The 21,656-nt window shown below is 63.3% G+C and carries 26 protein-coding genes; 3 read left to right on the forward strand and 23 right to left on the reverse strand.

Annotated elements, in window-relative coordinates:
• The first annotated feature begins 8 nt into the window (after positions 1–8).
• A complete protein-coding gene (locus tag G557_RS11615) occupies positions 9–1,220 on the forward strand; it encodes an AI-2E family transporter (protein WP_051224493.1) in 1,212 nt (403 codons plus the stop codon).
• Positions 1,221–1,227: 7 nt separating this feature from the next.
• Here the strand turns inward: G557_RS11615 and G557_RS0104060 are convergent, their stop codons facing one another.
• From G557_RS0104060 to rpsB, 9 genes are all read right to left on the reverse strand, one after another.
• Positions 1,228–1,980, reverse strand: a complete 753-nt coding sequence (locus G557_RS0104060; RefSeq protein ID WP_425414030.1) for an alpha/beta hydrolase — start codon at positions 1,978–1,980, stop codon at positions 1,228–1,230.
• Positions 1,947–2,552: an aggregation-promoting factor C-terminal-like domain-containing protein gene (locus G557_RS14280; RefSeq protein ID WP_084626986.1), complete on the reverse strand. Its 606-nt coding sequence runs from the start codon at positions 2,550–2,552 to the stop codon at positions 1,947–1,949. The genes G557_RS0104060 and G557_RS14280 overlap by 34 nt, the downstream gene beginning before the upstream one ends.
• A 5-nt stretch (positions 2,553–2,557) precedes the next feature.
• Complete coding sequence (locus G557_RS14355; protein ID WP_051224496.1) at positions 2,558–3,124, reverse strand: transglycosylase family protein; 567 nt, start codon at positions 3,122–3,124, stop codon at positions 2,558–2,560.
• Positions 3,125–3,181: 57 nt separating this feature from the next.
• On the reverse strand, positions 3,182–3,724 hold the full coding sequence (locus G557_RS0104075) for a DivIVA domain-containing protein (RefSeq protein ID WP_028245045.1): 543 nt from the start codon (positions 3,722–3,724) through the stop codon (positions 3,182–3,184).
• 35 nt (positions 3,725–3,759) lie between these two features.
• Positions 3,760–4,677: a phosphatidate cytidylyltransferase gene (locus tag G557_RS11630; RefSeq protein ID WP_036961106.1), complete on the reverse strand. Its 918-nt coding sequence runs from the start codon at positions 4,675–4,677 to the stop codon at positions 3,760–3,762.
• Between the two features lie 20 nt (positions 4,678–4,697).
• On the reverse strand, positions 4,698–5,252 hold the full coding sequence (gene frr, locus G557_RS0104085) for a ribosome recycling factor (RefSeq protein WP_028245046.1): 555 nt from the start codon (positions 5,250–5,252) through the stop codon (positions 4,698–4,700).
• Positions 5,253–5,277: 25 nt separating this feature from the next.
• Positions 5,278–5,997, reverse strand: coding sequence for a UMP kinase (pyrH, locus tag G557_RS0104090; protein ID WP_028245047.1), 720 nt, complete (start codon positions 5,995–5,997; stop codon positions 5,278–5,280).
• A 109-nt stretch (positions 5,998–6,106) separates the two neighbouring features.
• Complete coding sequence (tsf, locus tag G557_RS0104100; RefSeq protein ID WP_028245048.1) at positions 6,107–6,934, reverse strand: translation elongation factor Ts; 828 nt, start codon at positions 6,932–6,934, stop codon at positions 6,107–6,109.
• A gap of 27 nt (positions 6,935–6,961) precedes the next feature.
• Positions 6,962–7,789, reverse strand: a complete 828-nt coding sequence (gene rpsB / locus G557_RS0104105) for a 30S ribosomal protein S2 (protein WP_028245049.1) — start codon at positions 7,787–7,789, stop codon at positions 6,962–6,964.
• Between the two features lie 368 nt (positions 7,790–8,157).
• On the opposite strand from rpsB, the gene G557_RS11635 reads away from it, so the two are divergent.
• Positions 8,158–8,682, forward strand: coding sequence for a M23 family metallopeptidase (locus G557_RS11635; RefSeq protein WP_051224499.1), 525 nt, complete (start codon positions 8,158–8,160; stop codon positions 8,680–8,682).
• Here the strand turns inward: G557_RS11635 and G557_RS0104115 are convergent.
• From G557_RS0104115 to rpsP, 12 genes are all read right to left on the reverse strand, one after another.
• On the reverse strand, positions 8,667–9,596 hold the full coding sequence (locus G557_RS0104115) for a tyrosine recombinase XerC (protein ID WP_342662180.1): 930 nt from the start codon (positions 9,594–9,596) through the stop codon (positions 8,667–8,669). The two genes, G557_RS11635 and G557_RS0104115, sit on opposite strands and share 16 nt — an antisense overlap.
• A gap of 22 nt (positions 9,597–9,618) precedes the next feature.
• On the reverse strand, positions 9,619–10,860 hold the full coding sequence (gene dprA / locus G557_RS11640; protein WP_156877070.1) for a DNA-processing protein DprA: 1,242 nt from the start codon (positions 10,858–10,860) through the stop codon (positions 9,619–9,621).
• Positions 10,857–12,389, reverse strand: a complete 1,533-nt coding sequence (locus G557_RS0104125) for a YifB family Mg chelatase-like AAA ATPase (RefSeq protein ID WP_028245051.1) — start codon at positions 12,387–12,389, stop codon at positions 10,857–10,859. The genes dprA and G557_RS0104125 overlap by 4 nt, the downstream gene beginning before the upstream one ends.
• Complete coding sequence (locus G557_RS0104130) at positions 12,386–12,823, reverse strand: YraN family protein (RefSeq protein ID WP_084626988.1); 438 nt, start codon at positions 12,821–12,823, stop codon at positions 12,386–12,388. The genes G557_RS0104125 and G557_RS0104130 overlap by 4 nt, the downstream gene beginning before the upstream one ends.
• A gap of 122 nt (positions 12,824–12,945) precedes the next feature.
• Positions 12,946–13,272, reverse strand: coding sequence for a DUF2469 family protein (locus tag G557_RS0104135; RefSeq protein ID WP_028245053.1), 327 nt, complete (start codon positions 13,270–13,272; stop codon positions 12,946–12,948).
• A gap of 7 nt (positions 13,273–13,279) precedes the next feature.
• Positions 13,280–13,963 carry a ribonuclease HII gene (locus G557_RS0104140; RefSeq protein WP_028245054.1) on the reverse strand — a complete coding sequence of 228 codons (684 nt, stop codon included), beginning with the start codon at positions 13,961–13,963 and terminating at the stop codon, positions 13,280–13,282.
• Positions 13,960–14,784 carry a signal peptidase I gene (gene lepB, locus G557_RS11645; RefSeq protein WP_084626989.1) on the reverse strand — a complete coding sequence of 275 codons (825 nt, stop codon included), beginning with the start codon at positions 14,782–14,784 and terminating at the stop codon, positions 13,960–13,962. The genes G557_RS0104140 and lepB overlap by 4 nt, the downstream gene beginning before the upstream one ends.
• Before the next feature lie 96 nt (positions 14,785–14,880).
• The gene (gene rplS, locus G557_RS0104150; protein ID WP_028245055.1) at positions 14,881–15,225 is read right to left on the reverse strand and encodes a 50S ribosomal protein L19; all 345 of its coding nucleotides are present in this window, start codon (positions 15,223–15,225) and stop codon (positions 14,881–14,883) included.
• Positions 15,226–15,362: 137 nt separating this feature from the next.
• Entirely contained in the window at positions 15,363–16,079 is a 717-nt protein-coding gene (gene trmD / locus G557_RS0104155) for a tRNA (guanosine(37)-N1)-methyltransferase TrmD (protein ID WP_028245056.1), read from the reverse strand.
• A 3-nt stretch (positions 16,080–16,082) separates the two neighbouring features.
• Positions 16,083–16,745, reverse strand: a complete 663-nt coding sequence (gene rimM, locus G557_RS11650) for a ribosome maturation factor RimM (RefSeq protein ID WP_084626990.1) — start codon at positions 16,743–16,745, stop codon at positions 16,083–16,085.
• The gene (locus G557_RS0104165; RefSeq protein WP_028245057.1) at positions 16,745–16,981 is read right to left on the reverse strand and encodes an RNA-binding protein; all 237 of its coding nucleotides are present in this window, start codon (positions 16,979–16,981) and stop codon (positions 16,745–16,747) included. Before G557_RS0104165 ends, rimM begins: the two co-directional genes overlap by 1 nt.
• Before the next feature lie 2 nt (positions 16,982–16,983).
• Entirely contained in the window at positions 16,984–17,394 is a 411-nt protein-coding gene (gene rpsP / locus G557_RS0104170; RefSeq protein WP_028245058.1) for a 30S ribosomal protein S16, read from the reverse strand.
• Positions 17,395–17,584: 190 nt separating this feature from the next.
• Between rpsP and G557_RS0104175 the strand changes: the two genes are divergently transcribed.
• Complete coding sequence (locus G557_RS0104175) at positions 17,585–18,718, forward strand: glutamate--cysteine ligase (RefSeq protein WP_028245059.1); 1,134 nt, start codon at positions 17,585–17,587, stop codon at positions 18,716–18,718.
• A 16-nt stretch (positions 18,719–18,734) separates the two neighbouring features.
• Here G557_RS0104175 and ffh read toward each other — a convergent pair whose 3' ends face one another.
• Together ffh and G557_RS0104185 are read right to left on the reverse strand one after the other, a co-directional pair.
• Positions 18,735–20,306 (reverse strand): signal recognition particle protein, encoded by a 1,572-nt coding sequence (gene ffh / locus G557_RS0104180; RefSeq protein WP_028245060.1) that lies wholly within the window; start codon positions 20,304–20,306, stop codon positions 18,735–18,737.
• Positions 20,307–20,382: 76 nt separating this feature from the next.
• Positions 20,383–21,531, reverse strand: coding sequence for a 6-phosphofructokinase (locus tag G557_RS0104185; RefSeq protein ID WP_211220515.1), 1,149 nt, complete (start codon positions 21,529–21,531; stop codon positions 20,383–20,385).
• Between the last annotated feature and the right edge of the window lie 125 nt (positions 21,532–21,656).

Consider the following 21,656-nt stretch of genomic DNA (forward strand, 5'->3'; position numbering starts at 1 on the left):
GGCCGGCAATGTCCGATTCGACACCTGAGACGTCGACTGACGCCCTGCAGCCAGAGCCCACTGCTCAGCTTCCTGAGACACTGGCCCCAGACAGCGAGGCGACCACGCAGCCTGCTCAAGGCTTACGCGCCCGACTTCCGCTGCACATCCATGTGAGCGGCGAGCACATGTTCTCCGTCGGGTTTCTCGCCACACTGGGAGTGCTCACCGCTCTGCTCGTCGGCGAAATGGTGGCCAACAGCTTCTTGGTGATCACGTACATCACCGCTGGTCTGTTCTTCGCGCTGGGTCTCGAGCCGCTCGTGCGGCTGCTGCAACGGATGCGCCTCCCGCGCGGGCTGGCGATCCTTACCGTGTTCTTGGCTTTCGTCGGTACCATCGTCGGCGTTGTCTTCGCGATCACTCCAGCGATCGCAGCAGAAACCGAAGAAGCCATGAACAGCATGCCGGTGATCGTCAACCAAATCGCCTCGCAAGAGTGGTTTCAGACGCTGAACCAGCAGTTCGACGGGTCGTTCAACCAGATGCTCGATCGTGCGCAGGAGTTTGCGAAAGACCCGCAGAATCTGATGCAGGTCGCTGGCGGCCTGCTCTCAGTGAGCGCCAGCATCTTCAGCTTCTTTGGCGGCGCCGGCATCATCATTGTGCTCACGCTCTACTTCATGGCTTCACTGCGCGGCCTGAAGCACGGGCTGATCTCACTGTTGCCGGCCTCGAAGCGTCGCCGTTCGGCGCAGATCATCGACCGAGTTTTCGATAACGTCGGCGGCTATGTCATCAGCCAGGCGATCATTTCGCTGACCAACGCCACCTGTGCCTACATTGCGATGTCCTTTCTCGACATCCGCTTTCGTGAGGTGCTCGCGCTGCTGGCATTCCTGTGCTCGCTGTTGCCACTGATCGGCTCGTCGCTGGCTGCGATCACCGTTTCAACTGCGACCGTGCTCACGCAGATCATCGCAGACCCAGATCACATCAACCTCTGGCCCGCGCTGTTCATCCTCATCTACTACATCGTCTACATTCAGCTCGAGGCGTATGTGCTGATTCCGCGCATCGTCAACCGGGCAGTTCCGATACCGGGCATTTTCGTCGTCATCGCCGTGCTGCTCGGCGGCACTCTGCTCGGCGTGTTCGGCGCGCTGCTGTCGATCCCGGTGGCGGCCTCAGTGATCTTCTTGGTGCAGGAGTTGTGGGTGCCGCGTCAGAACCAACGATGAGCCAGCGTCACCACTGTGTGGGCAGTGGCAGCGCCGCTGGGTTCGTGCAGCGCACCAGCTCGGTGAGCACGGTTCGCGTCTGACGCTCCCCGACCCACAGGTGACGACCACCAGGCACGTCGATCACCGTGGCCTCGGGCACAACGGCAAATCGCCGCCGAGCCTCGTCAGGCCGCAGAAAATCGTCGAGTTCAGGAATCATCGCCACCAGCGGGCGACCACTGCCGTGCCAGCGCGCAAGCTCGGCCTCTGAGGTACGGTGCAGCGGGGGTGAGAGCAGCACGGCTCCGTCTGCGGGATGCTCGAGGCCATATTTGAGCACCAGCTCGGTGCCGAACGACCAGCCGACCTGCCAAAGGTGCGGCAACTGGCGCTCGGCGGCAAAGCGCATGGCGGCATCGACATCGAACCGTTCGCCGATGCCTTCGGCGAAGTGCCCTTCACTGGTGCCGCGATCGCTGGTTGTGCCGCGCGTGTTGAAGCGCAGTACCGCGAGATCGGCGAGAGCCGGCAACCGGAGAGCTGCTTTTCGAAAAATGTGCGAATCCATGAACCCGCCGGCAGTCGGCAACGGGTGAAAAGTGATGAGCGTGGCCACCGGTTCAGCGCGTTCGGGCAGCGCAAGCTCCCCTACTAGAGTGAGCCCGTCTTGGGTGTGCAGCTCAATATCTTCGACTCGCCGAGGCAACTCGGTATTGGCACGGATCTCCTCAGGCACAGCAGCGATCAATACCAGCCGACACTCTGTGAATGCGACCACGCGCCACACGGTGTGCCATAGCGGCCAGAGATGTAGCCAAGCCCCCAGGTAATCTGGGTGGCTGCATTGGTCTGCCAGTCAGCGCCAGCCGAGGCCATCTTGCTGCCCGGCAATGACTGCGGAATGCCATACGCGCCCGAGCTCGAGTTGGCTGCGTTCACTCGCCAGCCGCTCTCTTTCTGCCACAGCTGCACGAGACAGGCGAATTGATCGGTGCCCCACCCTCGTGCCTGCACCTGCTGCCAAGCGACGGCTTGCGCACCGCTTGGGTCGGCGACCACGGCTGCCGTTGCGGCAGAGATGCCAGATGTTGCGGTTGTGCTCGTAGTCTGTGCGACAACGGGCGTCTCGGCACTGACCGATTCACCACCGACTGCGGCTGTACCCACAACGACTGCCAGCGTCTGTGCGTCAAGCGGCTCACCCGTTGCAGCGATGGCCTGCTGCTGAACGTTGGCGATCTCATCGGCGTAGGCAGTGCCGACCCCGCCGACCGAGACGAACAGCAATGCTGCTGCGGCGCCGATCGATGACAGCCGCACGGCTCGGGTGCCCAAGGTGGTGAATCTCATCTGCCTCACCTTCCCATCTTCTTGGTGCACGACGGCCAGGCTCCCCAGCCCTGCGATGCCTGCACTCGCTTGCCGATCTCGATTTGCTGTTCACGTGAAGCGTCTGAGGCGCTGCCTGTTCCGCCGTATGCAGCCCACGTCGACTGGCTGAACTGCAGGCCGCCGTAGTAGCCGTTGCCGGTATTAATGCCCCAATTGCCTGAGGCTTCACACTGTGCAAGGCGATCCCAGACGGCGGTGTCATTGGGGTCGAGACTAGACGATGACGATGACGAGGGTGTGCCTGTCGAAGAAGAGGAGCTCACCGCCACTGTGGTTGAAACCTCGGGCTCGGGAGTGCGTGTCTCGGCCGAGACTGTCTGAACCTCAAGAGCGACACTCTCGGAAGTCAGCGTGGGCCCGATGGGACTCAGAGATTGTCGGTCGAGAGCTCCGGAAGTCTGGGCGACAAAGAGGGTCGATTGAGTGGAGACCGATTCGGCCTCCGCGGGCTTCGCGCCTGCCACCGCTACCGCAGCTAGCGCTGCGATGGCGACGATCGCGCCGGGCTTTGAGATTGCTCGTACTGCCATAAGTCTGCTCAGTCTACCTGACCGAGTCGAATACTGCAGGGAAGGTGACCGCAACCATTATGCAATGGCAAGCATGACCTCAACGGTACGGTCGAGCACAGCGTCGACCTGCGCTTCGGAGTAGCCGTTGCCCTGTCGCACGAAAAGCGCTCCACGCACCTCATCAACCTCGAGCGGCACACCCTCACGGAAGAAGGCGACGATGCGGTCTGCTAAGGCATCGACTTGTTTTCTGGAGTAACCCACGCCGAACAAGCCCACCCGTTGAAAACGACGACCTCGTTCGCGCAGTAACCGGTCAACGATCACCTGAGCTTGTTCTTTTGCCTGATCGCGCCAGAAATCCGCGCCTCGTTCGTCAATCACGCGATCGCGTTCACGTGCAGCAAAGGCATCTTCGAGACGATCGAGAGCTGCATCGACCTGCACCGTGGCGTAGCCCTGGCGCACCATGTCGAACGCCGTCGCTCGCACGTCTTCAGCGGTTACACTCCCACTGGCCTCATCGTAGGCTTCGCGCGCCCGATCGAAGAAGGCATCGACCTGGTCTCTGTCGTAGCCGCGCTGTCGCTTGGGCACTGTCTCGAATGTCGTCGTCACGGTTCCATTCTGCCAAACATTGTCTGTGAACCGGGTCAGATCGCCAGTGAGCCGAGCAAGAGCATGAGAACGAGCACTGCAGGCATCGATGGAATCACCGCATCCAACCGATCCATGAAGCCTCCGTGCCCGGGAATCCAATTACTCATGTCTTTGACCCCGAGCCATCGTTTGAAGCTCGACTCAGCAAGATCTCCTGCGGTTGCGGTGACCATGAGCACGACACCGATGATCAGCCCAACCCACCACGGCAGGCCAAGCAACAGCGACGCGACGAGGGTGCCCGCGATGACCACGCTGACCAACGCACCGGCCTGCCCTTCCCAGGTCTTCTTTGGACTGATTCGAGGAGCCATGGCGTGTCGCCCAAAGAGCACGCCCGCGGCGTATGCACCGGTGTCGTTGCTGACCACGACGATCAGCCCGCCAAGCAGCCAAGTGACCCCATGTTCATGTGCAATGATCACCCCAATCGACCCGATGCCACCAGCCACATACAAAATCGCCCCCAAGCCAGCAATCCATGACAGGTAGGGATGACCCGTGCGACCGGTTGGCAGTGCGCGCACTGCCAAGGTGACTGCTGAGTAGATCAAAAAGGCGACACCGAGCCCAGCCCACAAGCCTGGCGACTCCCACTTATATGCCGCAAAGGGAATGCCGAGAGACAGTGCCCCCGCGAACCACGACATGATGTGCAGATCGCGGTGATGAAGCCCTTGCCCGATCTCGGCTGTCGCGAAGAAAGCCCCGATGGCAGCCACCGCAGTGAGCAGCCACAAGTCGACCAATGCAGCGATCAGCACGATACCGCCGAACAACAGTGCGACGAGAATCGCCACTGGCAGATTGCGACCAGCACGTTGCTCAAGACGCTGGTTGGCCTGCTCGACCTGCTCGACGAAGTGTCGAGCCTGCGCCTCGCGCTGCCTCCTGCGTTCAGATGCCTTCACGTGTCAGTCTCGCCTCGGGGTCAGACCTCGAGCAGCTCGCTCTCCTTACGAGCCAGCGACTCGTCGATCTGCTCGATATAGGTCTTGGTCAGCGCTTCGAGCTCTTTTTCGCCACGCGCGATGTCGTCATCACCGATCTCGCCCTTAAGCGCATCGAGCTCGTCTTTGGCCTTGCGACGGAGATTTCGCACAACGACTCGAGCATCTTCTGCTTTGGTGCGCACTAGCTTCACGTATTCGCGGCGGCGCTCTTCTGTGAGCTCCGGCAGCACGACACGCACGATGCTGCCGTCGTTGGTGGGGTTCACGCCAAGATTCGGCTCATTGCGAATGGCCTTCTCGATCTCGTGCAGCGCCGACTTGTCGTAGGGCGTGATGATCAGCGTGCGCGCCTCAGGATTCTGCAACGAGGCAAGCTGCTCGAGCGCCGTAGGAGTGCCGTAGTAGTCAACGGCGATCTTCTGGAACAGAACCGGGTTGGCGCGCCCAGTACGCACCTGTGCAAAGTCGTCGCGTGCCACCTCGACTGCTTTCGCCAGCTTCGTCTTGGTGTCGCTGATGATTTCGTTGATCATTGCTGCTCCTTCGCCTGCGGTGGTGTCAGCCCTCTGCGCTGACCAGGGTGCCGATTTCGGCTCCCTGAATGGCTCGTGTGATGTTCTCGATGTCATCCATGCCGAAGATGCGCATGGGCAGAGCGTTGTCCATGCACAGGCTAAAGGCGGTGGAATCAACCACTTTGAGACCGCGCACCAGCGCGTCATTGTAGGCGATGCGCTCAATCTTGGTGGCGGTGGGGTCTTTCTTGGGATCGGCGGTGTAGACGCCGTCAACGCCGTTCTTCGCGAACAGCACTTGATCGGCACGGATCTCGAGGGCGCGCTGAGCCGAGACCGTGTCGGTGGAGAAATATGGCAGGCCTGCGCCGGCACCGAATACCACCACGCGACCCTTTTCAAGATGACGGATGGCACGCAGCGGAATGTAGGATTCGGCGACCTGCGTCATCTGAATCGCAGACTGCACACGAGTGTCGACACCTGCCTGCTGCAGAAAGTCTTGCAGGGCCAGTGCGTTCATGACGGTACCCAGCATGCCCATGTAATCAGCACGAGCACGATCCATACCGCGCTGCGAGAGTTCGGCGCCTCGGAAGAAATTGCCGCCACCAACAACGATCGCCACTTCGACCGTACGCGAGGCGATGGCCACCTGACGCGCGATGGCGCTGACGACATCGGGGTTGACTCCCAAGCTACCAGCGCCAAAAGCTTCACCCGAGAGTTTCAGCAGAACTCGACGACGTCGTTCGATGGTCACGCGTATCTCCTTCGATCAGGTCGGCCCGCCGGCCGATGCTCAACTGCTGGGTGTGTGCCACGGGGTGCTCAGCCGTGTGAAGACACACAGCTGAACACCCCGTGGACGACTACTGTCCGACGCGGAAACGCGCGAAGGCGTTGACCGTCAGACCGGAGTCTTTGAGCACCTGAGCGATGCTGAGCTTGTGGTCGCGTGCGTACTCCTGGTCGGGCAGCACAACCGTCTTGAAGAAGCCGTTGAGGCGACCCTCGACGATACGAGAGATGGCCTGCTCAGGCTTGCCCTCGTTACGTGCAGTCTCTTCGGCCAGACGGCGCTCGTTGTCGACCTGGTCTGCGGGCACCTCTTCGCGGGTCAGGTACTGCGGATCAGCGAACGAGATGTGCTGGGCGATCGAGTGCGCGGTCTCGGAGTCGTCACCTGCGTAGCCGACGAGCACGCCGAGCTGCGGGGGCAGATCGGGGCTGGTGCGGTGCAGGTAGACAGCGAAGCGGTCGGCCTCGATCTGGGTCAGGCGACGCAGCTCGAGCTTCTCGCCGATGATCGCACTCACGTCGGTGATCAGATCTTCGACAGTCTTGCCCTCGACCGGTGCAGCCACGGCAGCGGCAAGGTCAGCAGCGCCAACCTCGGCGACGGCGGTCAGCACCTGCTCGGCAAGCTCGATGAAGCGCTCGTTCTTGGCCACGAAGTCGGTCTCGCAGGCCAGCTCGATCAGGTAGCCCTTGCGGCCGTCGACCTTGGCTGCGATCAGCCCGTTGGTCGTGGTGCGACCCTCGCGCTTGGCCACGCCCTTCAGGCCCTTGACTCGCAGCAGCTCGACGGCCTTCTCGACGTTGCCCTCGGCCTCGTCGAGGGCCTTCTTGCAATCAAGCATGCCCGAGCCGGTGCGCTCGCGCAGTGCCTTCACATCAGCGGCAGTGTAGTTCGCCATTATTCAGAGTCCTCTTGTTCTCTCAGATCACTTCTCGTCGGTGGTGGGCTCAGCAGCCGCCTCAGGCGCAGCCTCAGCAGCCGGGGCCTGAGTGTCACCCTGAGCGAGCAGCTCGCGCTCCCACTCGGCCAGTGGCTCGGCTGCCTCGTTGGAGTCGTCTTTGCTGTGGCGCTCGACGAGGCCGGCAGCAGCAGCGTCAGCAACGATCTTGGTCAGCAGCGAGACTGAGCGAATTGCATCATCGTTGCCCGGGATCGGGTACTGGATGTCGTCGGGGTCAATGTTGGTGTCGAGGATGGCGACCACCGGGATGCCGAGCTTCTTGGCCTCTTGAATGGCCAGGTGCTCTTTGTTGGCGTCGACGACCCACAGAGCCGAGGGAGTCTTCGACAGGTTGCGGATGCCACCGAGGGTCTTCTCGAGCTTGTCTTTCTCGCGCTTGAGAATCAGCAGCTCTTTCTTGGTGCGCCCCGAGCCGGCAACATCATCGAAGTCGATCTCTTCGAGTTCTTTCAGGCGCTGCAGGCGCTTGTGCACAGTCGAGAAGTTGGTCAGCAGACCACCAAGCCAGCGATGGTTGATGTAAGGCTGGCCGACGCGAGTTGCCTGCTCAGCAATGGCCTCCTGAGCCTGCTTCTTGGTGCCGACGAACAGAATCGTGCCGCCGTGAGCGACCGTCTGCTTGACAAAGTCGTACGCGGCATCAATGTAGCCGAGCGACTTCTGCAGGTCGATGATGTAAATGCCCGAGCGCTCAGTGAAGATGAAGCGCTTGACTTTGGGGTTCCAGCGGCGGGTCTGGTGCCCGAAATGCACGCCGCTGTCAAGCAGCTGGCGAATGGTAACGACGGCCATGACCGTGTCTCCTGTTCTGCGTATTGCACGCATATTGCGGTTGGTCGCGGATCACCGGTCGGCGTCCGCCCTGGTGTCTGGCCGCACCTCCGCCACTTTCGTGGACCGGTGGAAGTGCGAGATATTCAGACACGCGAAGTCAGCAGGGCACAGCCCTGCCGCTCTTCCAAGCATATCCCAGCGCGCCGAGTCGTGTCACTTCTGACTCGCTGTACACAGGCGGCGATTTCGACGAATCCGTGCACAACCTTGACACAGGCCTAGCCCAGGCCGCGCACCCCCGCCACGCTGTGAATATGAATCGCTGCCGACTGCCCCAGCCCCAACCAGTCTCACTCCCGGCCGGCGCGAAGCCTCCGGAGTGGTTGGTGCTCACCGTATTGCTCGTCACTGCCATTCTCTGCGGACACGCCTTCAGTGCAGCCGCCGCCCTCGAGCAGGCCGACGTGCCTTGCGACGGTGCACCGTGCTGGAGTTGGCCGCTCGCTGGCCCGGTCACCGTGTCGCGCGACTTCGAGGCACCCCCACACCCATATGGAGCGGGCCATCGGGGCCTCGACCTCGCCGCGACCTCCGGCTCCCCTGTGCTCGCGGTCGACGATGGCGTGGTCTCCTTTGTGGGCTGGGTGGTCGATCGACCAGTGCTCACCATCACCCATGCCAACGGATGGCGATCGAGCTTTGAGCCGGTCGACTCACCACTGGTGGTGGGTGAGGTGGTGGCTCGGGGCCAGACCGTCGGCACAGTGGCAGACCTCCCCCATGGCTCGGGGCGTGCGCTGCACTTGGGGGCCCGCCTGGGCGACGAGTATGTGTCTCCCCTGCTGCTGATCGAGGGCCTCGAGCATTCGGTGCTCCTGCCGCTGCCCCAAAGTCATCAGGCCCGCGGGTGAGCCTGCAGGTATGCCGAGGCCAGCTGTGCACTTGAGACGTGCGTGTAGATCTGTGTGGTGCCGATGCTCGCGTGTCCGAGCATCTCTTGCACTGTGCGCAGGTCTGCTCCGCCGTCAAGCATATGCGTGGCCGCCGTATGACGAAACGAGTGCGGCCCGGCTTCACGTGCTCCTGGCTGTGCAGCGAGGGCATCTGTCACCACACGCCGCACGCTCCGTGCACCCATGGCCGTACCAGTGTCGCCGATAAACAGTGCATGCCCACGATGTTGCGGCAGCGCGTGATCTGCCCGCGCCATCAACTGCCCACGGGCCTGCACGAGGTACTGCTGCAGGGCTCGACCGGCATCTTCACCGAAGGGCGCAACCCGTTCACGATCGCCCTTGCCGATCACGCGCACCGTGCGCCGATCAAGGTCGAGATCGTCGACGCTCAACCCAGTGAGCTCAGATACACGCAGGGCCGAGGCATAGAGCAGCTCAAAGATGGCCCAGTCGCGCACCAGCGTCGGCTCACCTGTCTGGGCTGCCGCGCCCGCATCATCGAGCAGACGTCGCATGGTGGCCCGCGAGTGCACCACCGGCAGCGTGCGACCACTGCGGGCTGCCTGCAGACGGGCAGCCGGATCGGTCTCGACCAGCTGCTGCTCGTAGAGCCAGCGCCCAAATGAGCGTGCAACTGCCGAGCGATGTGCGAGCGTGCTTCGTGCCAGGCCACGCTGCTGCCCTTGCCACAGCCAGTCGCGGAGATCATCGAGGCAAAGCGCCGCCACATCGTCGCGCACTTGTGCACGGCACTGAGCGGTGAAATCACCCAGTGCACTGCCGTAGGCGCGAATCGTGTTGTTTGACAGGCGACGTACGTCACGGTTCCACACTGTGAAGGCCTCGACTGCCTGAGCAAGGGTGATCATGCGTCCAGCATGCCACGCAGGGTCAGGATTGTTGCGGAGTGCGCCGCCAGCGCGGGTCTGGGGCATCGTCGCAACGGGCCTGCTCAAGCAGGGCCAGCTCAGCGAGCCCTGCACGCACCGTCGACTCGTCGAGACCGCTGAGGCGGGCCAGGTGCAGCACCGTACGCGCATGTCGATCGTCGAGCGCGTCAAGAAGCCTCACGAGCTCGGCTCTGAGCCCTTCGCGCTCGTCATACTGCAGCAGGGGTTCAGCGGTCAGCAAGCTTAAGACGTCTCGGGCGTCGGTGACGAGTTGGGCCAGGCCATCGCGAATCAGTCTGTTGGTGCCTACTGATGAGGCGGAGTGCACGCTGCCGGGTACCGCACTCAACGGGCGACCAAGCTGCGCTGCATGGTGTGCGGTGTTCAGCGCCCCAGACCGTGCCCCCGCCTCGACGACAATGGTCACCCCGGCAAGCGCAGCAATGATTCTGTTGCGGGCGAGAAAGCGCCAGCGAGAGGGAGCGATGCCCGGTGCCTGCTCGGCGATCAGACAGCCCTCGGCTGCGATACGGCGCAGCAGCGCCTCATTGCCTGCAGGGTACAGTCGGTCGATGCCGCCGGCGAGCACGGCGATTGTGCGCCCGCCGGCAGCGAGTGCACTGTGATGGGCCTGTCGGTCGATGCCATAGGCTCCGCCTGAGACGATGACGAACTGTTGAGCGGTCAGCTGCTGTACGATCTCGGCACACACCTCGACCCCGTAGTTTGTGGCGGCCCGAGAGCCGACGATGGCAGCAGTACGAGCTTGGTCAAGAAGTGAGACGTCACCGACCGCCCAGAGGCACGGCGGTGCGTGCACCCCCAAATCGTTCAGACGGCTGGGCCACATCGGATCACTCGGCAGCAGCAGGCGCGCGTGCAGCGAGGTCGCTGAGCGAATCGCCTGCACCAAAGCCCCATCGTCAAAGCGGGGTCGCCAGCGTCTCAACGCGGCGCGCAGATCGCCGCCATGTTCAGTGGCCAGCGAAGGCGTGGCTTCACTGCGCAACCAGCGTGCCACCTGGTGAATGCCATCGATCAGACCGAATCGTGCGATGAGGCTGCCAGCCGAGCCATCTCCGGGTTCGATGAGCCCCGACCACCAAATGGCCGCGAGCGCCTCTTGCGTAAGCTCAGCCTCGAGAGCGTGGCCAGCTCTCAGCTGTGCGATGTCATTGAGCAGTTGCTCCACCTGGCTGTCATCGAGCCCGTGCACTCGTGAGAATTCCTGCAGAACGCTCATGCTGCTGCCCTCCGCCATTGCAGCGCCTGCGCGATGTGTGCCGGCTCAGGACGATCTGCATCGGCAAGATCGGCGATCGACCAGGCCACACGCAGTGCGCGGTCGTATCCACGAAGAGTGAGCAGTCCTCGGTCGAGCGCATTGTCGAGCGTTGCCGTCGCTGTGGGTGCCAGCCGCAGCGCCGACCGCAGCACGTCTCCGGGCACATGTGCATTGACAGCCACGCCGAAGGGCTCTAGCCTGGCCGCCGCGCGAGCACGTGCGGCAACGACCCGTTCGCGAGTTGCTGCGCTCGTCACTCGCACGTCGTCTGCACGCTCGATATGGCGCACACGCTGCATACGCACCTGCACATCGATGCGATCAAGCAATGGCCCGCTGAGTCGACGCAGGTATCGCTGTCTGACCTGAGGGGTGCACGTGCACGCCACATCAGTGCTCATCGCGTTGCCACACGGGCACGGATTGGCAGCCAACACGAGCTGAAAGGAAGCGGGAAACTCACTGACAGCCGCGGCACGGTGCACGATGATGCGCCCTGATTCGAGGCTCTGCCGCAGGGAATCGAGTACCTCTGAGCGAAACTCGGGTGCCTCGTCAAGAAAGAGCACACCATGGGTGCTCAACGATGCCACGCCCGGACGCGGGATGCCTCCACCACCCAGCAGCGCGGTGATCGTCACACTTTGATGCGGTGCCTCAAGTGGTGGCAGACGCACCAGACTCTGCACACCTGTCTGGGTTGCCAGCGAACGCAGTGCCGTGGCTTCAAGTGCTTCTGCTCGGCTGAGCGGCGGCAGCACACCCGGCAGGCATTTGGCCAGCAGCGTCTTGCCTGCGCCGGGGCTGCCGACCATGAGCATGTGATGACGACCTGTAGCTGCCACAATCAGGGCCTCGACTGCCTCGGGCTGTCCGATGACGTCGGCCAGATCACCGAGGTCTTCAGGTGCTGGAGCACTCGGCGCGGGTTGAAGGTCAGGTTCGTCTGACTCAGACAGCGCCTCGCCGCCAAGGTCTGCCCCCAACGATCTGGCCAGGTCTCGCAAAGAGGCTGCACCCTGAACCTCGAGACCGTCGACGAGTCTGCCCTCAGCCAAGTTTGCGCGCGGCACAATCACCCGAGAGGTCTGCTCTCGCACGGCCAGCACGCTGGGCAGCACGCCCCGTACCGGCAGAATGCGCCCGTCGAGTGAGACCTCGCCGATGACGACGACATCAGCGTCACGTTCTTCGTGCGGAACAGCGCCCTGCGCACGCAAGATGGCCACGGCAATGGCTGCGTCAAAAGCTGTACCGTGCTTGGGCACGCCGGCCGGGGCCAGGTTCACCGTCACACGTGTGTCAGGAAAACTCAGACCGGAATTCGCGAACGCCGCTCGCACCCGGTGCTCGGCCTGGCTCACGGCAGTGTCTGCCAACCCCACGATGCGCATGCTGGGCAGCCCCGAGCTGATATCGGCCTCGATGTCGACGAGCGTGCCGCTCAGGCCGCGCAGAGAGACGCTGTGCACTCGTCCGAGACTCATCGCAGCGCCTCACGATGCTCGATGCTGATCTCGCCGGCACGAACCCGCACACCCACAGCATCGAGGCGAACCCGAGCCGGGCTGATCGAGTGGCTGGCCAGCCACAGCCCGATGAGTCGCCGCAGACGATGCACCTTTCGTGCGGTGATCGCTTCAAAGGGCGACCCGAATCGCTCTCCGCTGCGGGTCTTCACCTCGACGAACACCAAGGTGTCGCCATGCCAGGCGATGATGTCGATCTCACCATGGCGCGAACTTCGCCAGTTGCGGGCGACGATTCGGTAGCCCTTGTCGGCCAGAAACGAGGCGGCAATTTGCTCGCCCCGCTCGCCGAGGGTCAGTGTGTGACCGTCTGCTTGGGCGTGGTTGTTTTCGCCGATGGCCTGCTGGGGCTCTGGCGAGCGATCTGGGGTCAATTGGGTGCTCTGCTGCATGCGCCCAGTCTCTGCGCCGAAATACGCCCAGAAAAGGGGTGAGCGGCGACTGTGGAGAAATTCACCACAAATCGCGCCTGTGCAGAATCAGTCGTCGATGTCGAGAAATGACACCCTGTCGATCACTGTTCGTCGAGAGAGAGCTCGCTGGGCAGCTCGAGGTCGTGAGCGGTGAGCTCCTCGACGTTGACGTCTTTGTAGGTGATCACGCGCACCTGCTTGGCGAAGCGATCAGATCGGTAGATGTCCCACACCCACACATCGGTCAGCGACAGCTCGATGTAGAAGTCTGCCCCCACATCACGTCGTTCAAGTTTGACCTCGTTAGCCAGATAGAAGCGCCGCTCGGTCTCGATGACGTACTTGAACATATGCACGACATCGCGGTACTCGCGGTACAGGGCCAGCTCGGCCTCGCGTTCGTAATCGTCGAAATCTTGGGGTTCCATCGCTCCCTCACTCTACCCGGTCTGTGCTCGCATGCAGCCAGCTGCGCCGATGCAGCGGGGTCACACCAAGCTGTGCAATCGCTTCGTAGTGGGCACGCGATCCGTACCCTCGGTTACGCTCCCACCCATAGCCAGGAAACGCCTCGGCCATGCGCAACATGTGGTCGTCACGTTCAACCTTGGCCAGAACGCTCGCCGCAGAGACGATGGCACAGTCACGGTCGGCCTTGGCCCGAACCTGCACAGTGACTTCGAGCCCCGGGTCGACGATCTCTTTCAGCCCCGCACTCAGCCAGTCAGACGTGCCGTCGAGAATCACCGCAACCTTCGTGCCGTCGGCCAGCTCGGGCATCCCGCGCAACACCCGGGCGACTGCGGTGACCGCAGCATCACGCAGGCAGGCCACGATACCGTCGGCGTCGACGCGTTCGGCATCGAGTGACGTCACCGACCACGCGCGCACCCACTGCCCCACCGGCTCAAACAACGCATGTCGTTTGGTGTCACTGAGCATCTTCGAGTCGCGCAGCCCGGCCGGCCAAGCCACCAAGGATGGCCCAATCGCCGCCGCCGCCACGGTCACCGGCCCGGCGATCGCGCCGCGCCCCACCTCATCGCAGCCGATGACGACGTCTGCCCCAGACTCGAGCAGGTCACGCTCGAGCTCGAGCGTCGGGTCACAGACGGTCACTGGGCATCCGCCGATGCCGTGTCGGGCACCTGATCAAACACGTCGTGGTGAGCATCGATGCCGCCGAACCGTTCGAACGGCCAGGTCACCAAAAAGGCGCGCCCGACCACATTTGACACCGGCACAGTGCCCTCACCTGGGTCATCGGTGTGGAAGCTGGAATCGCGAGAGTTGCCACGGTTGTCGCCCATGACCCACATGGAGTCTTCAGGCACCTGCACATCGAAGGTGCGCACGCATGGCGTCGCGCCGGCGGCAATGTAAGAAGTCTCATCAATCGCCACACCGTTCACGGTGATCTGTTCGCCGACCGCAGCGCACACGATATGGTCGCCGCCCAGCGCGATGACGCGTTTGACCAGATACTGATGCGAATCAGAGTCACCCAAGCCAACGAAGGTCAGCGCTGACTGCAGTGTACCAAGCACGCCGCCTGTCTGCGCCGGAGGGTTCGACAGCCAGCCACCGGGGTCGCTGAACACCACCACATCGCCACGTTCTAGCGACAGCGGCGTGGGCGAGAGTCTGCTCACCAGCACACGGTCGCCGACCTCGAGCGTCGGTTCCATCGAGCCCGAGGGAATGTAGAACGTGCGCACAACATACGCTTTGAGCAGTGTCGAGATGAGCACGGCCACCACGATGATGACCAGCAGATCGCGCACACCCTGCCAGAATGAGCGTGGCCGTGGTGCCTCGGCTTCTTCGGCTCGAAGCTCGCGACGAGTGGGCTGTTCGGGCAGCGGCGGTTCGGCCGATTCGACGACGTCAGAGGTGTCGAGCGGCTCGACCGAACGGGGATCGGTCTCGTCTGCGCTCATGAATCGGCCTTCCTGATCAGTGCATAGAAAGTATGACAGAGGCCAGTGCGACACCAGATTCACCGGTGCCCCACTGGCCTCAAAAAGCTCGGGAGATCAGCGCTTCTCGCGGATCTTCGCAGCCTTGCCGCGCAGCTTGCGCAGGTAGTACAGCTTGGCACGACGCACGTCGCCACGCGAGACCAGCTCGATCTTGTCGATGACCGGCGAGTGCACGGGGAAGGTGCGCTCGACGCCGACCTGGAAGGAGATCTTGCGAACGGTGAAGGTCTCACGCACACCAGCGCCCTGACGCTTGATCACAACGCCCTGGAACACCTGGATACGGCTGCGGTTGCCTTCGATGATGTTGACGTGCACCTTGACGGTGTCGCCGGCGCGGAAGTCGGGAATGTCGCTCTTCAGGGACGCTGCGTCAACCTGATCGAGGATGTTGCTCATGCTGGGTTCGCTCTCTGTGCCTGCCGCAGGTCAGTCACGGACTCTGTGTTTGTCGGTTGCGCCGACCCGATGCTCCCCCACGGCAGAGGCTGGGCCAAGACACAGTCACTTAGTCTCGCATAAAAAAGGGGCGCAAATCAAATGTGCGCATCCGGCGCGTCGTCAGGATGCTCACTCAGCAGATCAGGACGCATGCGTTGAGTGCGCTCGAGACTGGCCACCTGCTGCCACTCGGCGATCGCCCGATGGTTGCCCTGGGTGAGCACCTCGGGCACATCGAGACCGCGCCAGCTGGCCGGTTTTGTGTAGCTGGGGTGCTCAAGCAGACCGCGATTGTGCGACTCTTCGTCGAGAGACTGCGGGTTGCCGATCACGCCTGGAATGAGCCTGGCGACGGCCTCGACGACCACGAGTACGGCGACCTCGCCACCGTTGAGCACGTAGTCGCCAATGCTGATCTCACCGGCGCGCCAACGCGCGGCCGCGTAGTCGACCACGCGCTGATCGATGCCCTCGTAGCGCCCGCAGCAGAATACGAGGTGCGCTTCAGCAGACAACTGCTGGGCACGTGCCTGAGTCAGCACGCTGCCGGCCGGTGTGGTGAACAGCACGAGCGGATCGTAAGCATCGGCGAGCACGGTGTCGAGCGCCTCGCCCCACGGCTCGGGTTTCATCACCATGCCTGCGCCGCCGCCGTACGGAGTGTCGTCGACAGTGCGATGCACATCGTGGGTGAAGTCGCGCAGCTGGTGCACTCGCACATCGAGCTGCCCGCGCTCAACCGCCTTGCCGACCAGCGATAAGCGCAGCGGTTCGAAGTATTCAGGAAAGATCGAGATGATGTCGATGCGCACGGGTCAGTGTTCTGTGGTCTGGGATGCGGCTGCGGCCGCCGCCTTCGCCTCGCGACGCGCCTTCTGCTCGAGCACGAATAGGCCGGTCTCTGCCTCGGCGAGGTCAGCCTCGGGCACTTCGTCGGCTTCTTGCTCACCGTCGTCGGCAGGCTCGAACAGGCCGCCGGGCGGGGTGATGGTGACTTCGCCTTTGACAATGTCAACCGCGGGCACAAATGCACCGATGAATGGCAACAGCACCTCAGCGCCATCGGTGGTTTTGAGCGCCAGCACATCTTGCGCGGGAAGGTGATCGACACGCACCACTTCGCCCACCGGCTGGCCGTCTCGCACAACAGTAAGACCCACCAGCTGGTGGTCGTACCAGGCGTCGGCCTCTTCGGGCAGCTCGGTCTCGTCGTGTTCGATGGTCAGGATGGCCTTGGTCACCGACTCGGCCGCGGTGCGGTCGCCGATGCCCTCGAAGAAGGCCACAGGATGGCCGTTGTACCAGCGCAGCTCATTGAGCTTCAGCTGTCGGCCGTGCCAGTCGGAGGTTTCTGGAACCTGCAGATCAAAGGTCGCCCCAGAGACCAGACGCCGCTCGGGCTCATCGGTGTAGAGCTCAATTTTGAGCCCCCCTTTGAGCCCGTGCGGCTTGGTGAGGCGTGCGATGCGCAGCTGCATTATGCGTCGGTGTCGACGATGTTCACCCGCACACGGCGTGAGCCGGCAAGTGCATCGACAACGGTGCGCAGCGACTGCGCGGTGCGACCGGAACGGCCAATGACACGGCCCAAGTCGTCGGGTGCGACGCGCACTTCGATGACATCACCCCGCGAGGTGTTGCGCTCGTCGACGAGCACGTCATCGGGGTGTTCGACAATACCTCTGACCAGGTGGTCAACAGCCTGTTCCAGCATGCTCAGGCCTCGGTGGTCTCAGCAGCGGCGTCAGCCTCGGCGGGAGCCTCTTCGGCCTTCTTCTCGGCCTTGGGCTGGATGACCGACTTCTTGCCGGCGTCAGGGGTGAAGGCGGTCTTGGCCTCGGGGGTCTGCACCTTGCTGGCGGTGTCTTTCTCGCCCTTGAACGCAGCCCAGTCACCCGTGAGCTTCAGCAGCGCGAGCACCTGCTCAGTGGGCTGAGCACCGACCGACAGCCAGTACTGAGCGCGCTCGCCGTCGATCTCGATGAGCGAGGGGTGCTGCGTGGGCACGTAGCGACCGATCTCTTCGATGACACGGCCATCGCGCTTGGTGCGCGAATCGGCCACGACCACACGGTACTGCGGGGCGTGGATCTTGCCGAAGCGCTTCAGACGGATTTTGACAGACACAATTCTCCTGTTTTGACACTGTGGGGCGAACCCTGCCGGCAGGAGTGGGCCCAACCGACGCAAAGCTCTGATGGTCGCGCAGGCACCGGAGTTAGAGGGTCTGATGCCAGCACGGATATCGACTCACCATTCTGCCACAAATACCGTCGTGTGGTGAAATGTGGCACACCGCACCCGCTACGCTGAGGACATGCGCATCGACTTTGCACAGTCAGAACGCTCGACCATCGGTGTCGAGTGGGAGGTCGTCGTGGTCGATCGCGAGACTCGAGCACCCGTTCCTCGTGCCGACGAACTGGCAGATGCTCTCGAGGGCACGCCCGAGCACCGCAGACTCAGCAAAGAGCTGTTGCGCAACACTGTCGAGATCGTCACCGGTGTGCATCACCGCGTCGAGGGCGCACTCGCCGAAATCGACGACGTCGCCCAAGCGCTGCGCAGGCAGGCAGACCGGCGCGACCTCGGCATCCTCTGTGCCGGAACCCACCCGTTTGCCAAAGCCTGCGAGCAGGAATACACGCACAACGAGCGCTATCAGAAACTGATCGACCGCACGCAATGGTGGGGTCGGCTGATGTCGATCTACGGGCTGCACGTACACGTGGGCATCGACTCGGTCGACAAGGCCATGCCGATGCTCAATGCTCTGCTCTACTACCTGCCGCACCTGCAGGCACTCAGCGCCTCCAGCCCGTGGTGGGAGGGAGTGAACACCGGGTACGCGTCGAATCGCGCAATGATGTTCCGCCAGCTGCCGACCGCCGGCCTGCCGGTGCAGTACCCCGATTGGAGCGGGTTCGAGGAGTATGCCACCGGCGCCCTGAAGACTGGTGTGATCGAAGATCTCAATGAGATTCGGTGGGATGTTCGGCCCGCACCGCGTTTCGGCACGCTCGAGAGTCGCATCGCAGACGGTGTGCCGACGCTCCTCGAGATCGGGGCACTCACCGCCTTCACACAGTGCGCCGTCGACGATCTGAATCAGCGTCTGAGTGACGGCGAGACCTTTGACGCCCTACCCTCGTGGGTGGTGCGCGAGAACAAGTGGCGCGCTGGCCGATACGGCCTGCCCACCGTGTTCATTGCCGACTCCGACCTCAACGAGCGCAGCGTGGTCGAAGATACGTGGCGCCTGCTCGAGCAGTGGCAGCCCGTGGCTCGCCGCCTGGGCTGCGAACGTCAGCTGGCCGACGTCGAGACGATCATTCGCGGCGGAGCGAGCTACCAGCGACAGTTGCGGGTGGCCTCACGCAACAACGACGATCTCACGACCGTCGTTGACGCTCTGGTGGCCGAGTTCGACGCCGGCGTGCCGCTGCCCTGAGGCAGCTGGCACGCGGTCACTTCTTGAAGAGCCCGCCGAGGCCGGGAATCTGATCCGGATCGATGGGTGGCGTGCCGCCACCAAACGCGGAGCCGCCGAATGACTGGCCGGGCGCGCTGGTACCGGTGCTCGCACCGCGCTGCTCGGCCGCAGCCTCCTGCGCAGCCCGCTTTGCCGGATTGCCGCTGCGAGCTTTCGAGGCCTGCTTGCCTTTTTTGCCCTTCTTGACGGCCTTGCGACCGCCGTGGCCCAACGCACCCATGCCCGGGATGTTCGGCACGCCACCGCGGGCGACGCTTTTCATCATCTTGGCGGCCTGCTCGAAGCGCTGCACCAGCTGGTTGACCTCGCTGACCGTCGTGCCCGAGCCATTGGCGATGCGCAGGCGACGGGAGCCGTTGAGCAGCTTGGGATTGTTGCGTTCGGCTTTGGTCATCGACTGGATGATGGCCTCAGTGCGAGTGATCTGTGACTCGTCGAACTGATCGAGCTGAGCCCGCATGCTCGCCGCACCCGGGATCATCGACAGCATTTTCTTCATCGAGCCCATCTTCTTGAGCTGCTGCATCTGCTCGAGAAAGTCGTCGAGAGTGAAAGCGTCGCGCGCGATCTTGTCGGCGACCTTGCGGGCCTCTTCTTCGTCGAAGGTGCGCTGCGCCTGCTCGATCAGGGTGAGTACGTCGCCCATGTCGAGGATGCGCCGGGCCTGGCGATCAGGATGGAACACCTCGAGGTCTTCGAGACGCTCGCCCGTCGAGGCGAAGAGGATCGGTTTGCCGGTGACACTGACCACCGACAGCGCAGCACCGCCGCGGGTGTCGCCGTCGAGCTTGGAGAGCACCACGCCGGTGAAGTCGACTCCTTCGTTGAACGCCTGAGCTGTGGCCACTGCGTCTTGACCGATCATGGCGTCGATGACGAACAGCACTTCGTCGGGGTCGACCGCCTTGCGGATGTCGCCGGCCTGCTTCATGAGCTCGGCGTCGACGCCCAGTCGACCGGCGGTGTCGATAATCACCACGTCGTGCTGCTTGTCGCGCGCGAACGCGATCGACTGCTTGGCGACCTTGACTGGATTACCCTTGCCGTTGCCGGGTTCAGGAGCGAACACCGGCACATCGGCCTGCTCGCCGACCACCTGCAGCTGCTGCACCGCATTGGGGCGCTGCAGGTCACAGGCGACCAGAATCGGAGTGTGGCCCTCGCCGCGCAGATGTCGTGCAAGTTTGCCGGCGAATGTGGTTTTGCCGGCGCCCTGCAGACCCGCAAGCATGATGACCGTCGGTGGTTGCTTGGCAAAGCGCAGACGACGGGTCTCGCCGCCGAGAATCGCAGTGAGCTCTTCATCGACGATCTGCACCACCTGTTGGGCGGGGTTGAGCGCCTGGTTCACCTCATCAGAGAGCGCGCGCTCACGCACTTTGGCGGTGAAGTCTTTCACCACGCTGAGCGCGACGTCGGCGTCGAGCAGCGCGCGGCGGATCTCGCGGACCGTGGCGTCGACGTCAGCCGGCGACAGCTTGCCCTTGGTGCGAAGGTGCTTGAACGTATCGACGAGACGTTCGGAGAGATTCGAGAAAGTAGCCATATCGAAGCGATTCTACCTGAGAATGATGGCCGACAACGGGCCACCGTGAGGCATGCGTCGTTCGGCCATCGGCGCCCTAGCCGAAGAGCACCCGCACCTCGTCATAGCGGCCGCTCGGCACCGACTTAGTCTCGGCCAGCGCGTCGAAGTCGACACTGACGATGTCTGTGCCCGCGAGCGCCACCATGCGCCCCCACTGACGACGAGCCACCAGCTCGATGACCGCGATGCCGAGCCGAGTGGCCAGCACGCGGTCGAATGCCGTCGGCACTCCCCCGCGCTGGATGTGTCCCAGCACGGTGGCCCGGCTCTCCACGCCGGTGCGCTCTTCGATCAGTGGGGCGAGCACCTCGGCGATGCCACCGAGCCGCGGGCGCCCAAAGCCGTCGAGCCCCTTGTCTGAGTACGCCTGAGCCTGTTCGGGCAGCGTGAACCCCTCGGCCACCACCACCATGGGCGAACGACCACGGGCTCGCACCGCGCTCACCCATTCGCAGATTTGATCGAGACTCTCCGGAGCCTCGGGAATCAAAATGGCATGCGCTCCGCCCGCGGTGCCGGCGTGCAGAGCGATCCAGCCGGCGTTGCGCCCCATCACCTCGAGGATCATGCATCGCTTATTCGCATTGCCTGTGGTGCGTAGACGATCAATAGCCTCCGTGGCAATCGAGACTGCAGTGTCGAACCCGAATGAGTAGTCGGTGCCATCGAGATCGTTGTCGATGGTTTTCGGCACCCCGACGATGGGCAGGCCGTCGTCTTGCAGCAGATTCGCCGCACGCATAGTGCCGTCGCCGCCGATGGCGATTACCGCGTCGATCTCGTGTTCGCGCAGGCTGGCCAGAATTCGCTCCGGCTGCCCGTCGGGAGTGCGATAGGGGCCGATGCGCGAGGTGCCGAGAATGGTGCCACCCTCTTTGGCCAGGCCTCGCACCCGAGTGCGATCGAGCTCGACATAGTCGGCCTCGATCAGCCCACGCCACCCGTCGAGAAAGCCAACGAACTGTTGACCGTAAACCTCGGTGCCCTTGAGCACCGCCCCGCGGATGACCGCGTTCAGACCCGGGCAGTCGCCGCCTGACGTCAAGATGCCGACGCGCTTGGGCACATTGCCCCGTGCGCCGAACGGCAGCGGTGGCGGCACTGGCAGCACACCCTCGATACCAGCGGCGGGCCGCGGCGAAGTGTTCGGTTGAGGGGAATGCACGTCATCGCGATCTGGCATCGCGGCCTCGCTCTCTCACAGTTCGGGTGCTTTCTGCACTGCCAGCCTAGCTGAGCGGGCAGCCTGTACCTTTCTGCCCATCGATCGCCCTCTGCTGCGCACCTCGCCGCGATGCGTTCGCCGTG

Source organism: Pseudoclavibacter soli DSM 23366 (assembly GCF_000423505.1).
Taxonomy (GTDB): Bacteria; Actinomycetota; Actinomycetes; order Actinomycetales; family Microbacteriaceae; genus Pseudoclavibacter_A; species Pseudoclavibacter_A soli.

Coding starts and splice junctions, on each gene's coding strand:
- G557_RS11615 (WP_051224493.1), top strand. CDS start 9: ATGTCCGATTCGACACCTGAGACGTCGACTGACGCCCTGCAGCCAGAG.
- G557_RS14280 (WP_084626986.1), bottom strand. CDS start 2,552: ATGAGATTCACCACCTTGGGCACCCGAGCCGTGCGGCTGTCATCGATC.
- G557_RS14355 (WP_051224496.1), bottom strand. CDS start 3,124: ATGGCAGTACGAGCAATCTCAAAGCCCGGCGCGATCGTCGCCATCGCA.
- frr (WP_028245046.1), bottom strand. CDS start 5,252: ATGATCAACGAAATCATCAGCGACACCAAGACGAAGCTGGCGAAAGCA.
- tsf (WP_028245048.1), bottom strand. CDS start 6,934: ATGGCGAACTACACTGCCGCTGATGTGAAGGCACTGCGCGAGCGCACC.
- rpsB (WP_028245049.1), bottom strand. CDS start 7,789: ATGGCCGTCGTTACCATTCGCCAGCTGCTTGACAGCGGCGTGCATTTC.
- G557_RS0104115 (WP_342662180.1), bottom strand. CDS start 9,596: ATGATCACCCTTGCTCAGGCAGTCGAGGCCTTCACAGTGTGGAACCGT.
- dprA (WP_156877070.1), bottom strand. CDS start 10,860: ATGAGCGTTCTGCAGGAATTCTCACGAGTGCACGGGCTCGATGACAGC.
- G557_RS0104125 (WP_028245051.1), bottom strand. CDS start 12,389: ATGAGTCTCGGACGAGTGCACAGCGTCTCTCTGCGCGGCCTGAGCGGC.
- G557_RS0104130 (WP_084626988.1), bottom strand. CDS start 12,823: ATGCAGCAGAGCACCCAATTGACCCCAGATCGCTCGCCAGAGCCCCAG.
- G557_RS0104135 (WP_028245053.1), bottom strand. CDS start 13,272: ATGGAACCCCAAGATTTCGACGATTACGAACGCGAGGCCGAGCTGGCC.
- lepB (WP_084626989.1), bottom strand. CDS start 14,784: ATGAGCGCAGACGAGACCGATCCCCGTTCGGTCGAGCCGCTCGACACC.
- rplS (WP_028245055.1), bottom strand. CDS start 15,225: ATGAGCAACATCCTCGATCAGGTTGACGCAGCGTCCCTGAAGAGCGAC.
- rimM (WP_084626990.1), bottom strand. CDS start 16,745: ATGCAGCTGCGCATCGCACGCCTCACCAAGCCGCACGGGCTCAAAGGG.
- G557_RS0104165 (WP_028245057.1), bottom strand. CDS start 16,981: ATGCTGGAACAGGCTGTTGACCACCTGGTCAGAGGTATTGTCGAACAC.
- G557_RS0104175 (WP_028245059.1), top strand. CDS start 17,585: ATGCGCATCGACTTTGCACAGTCAGAACGCTCGACCATCGGTGTCGAG.
- ffh (WP_028245060.1), bottom strand. CDS start 20,306: ATGGCTACTTTCTCGAATCTCTCCGAACGTCTCGTCGATACGTTCAAG.
- G557_RS0104185 (WP_211220515.1), bottom strand. CDS start 21,531: ATGCCAGATCGCGATGACGTGCATTCCCCTCAACCGAACACTTCGCCG.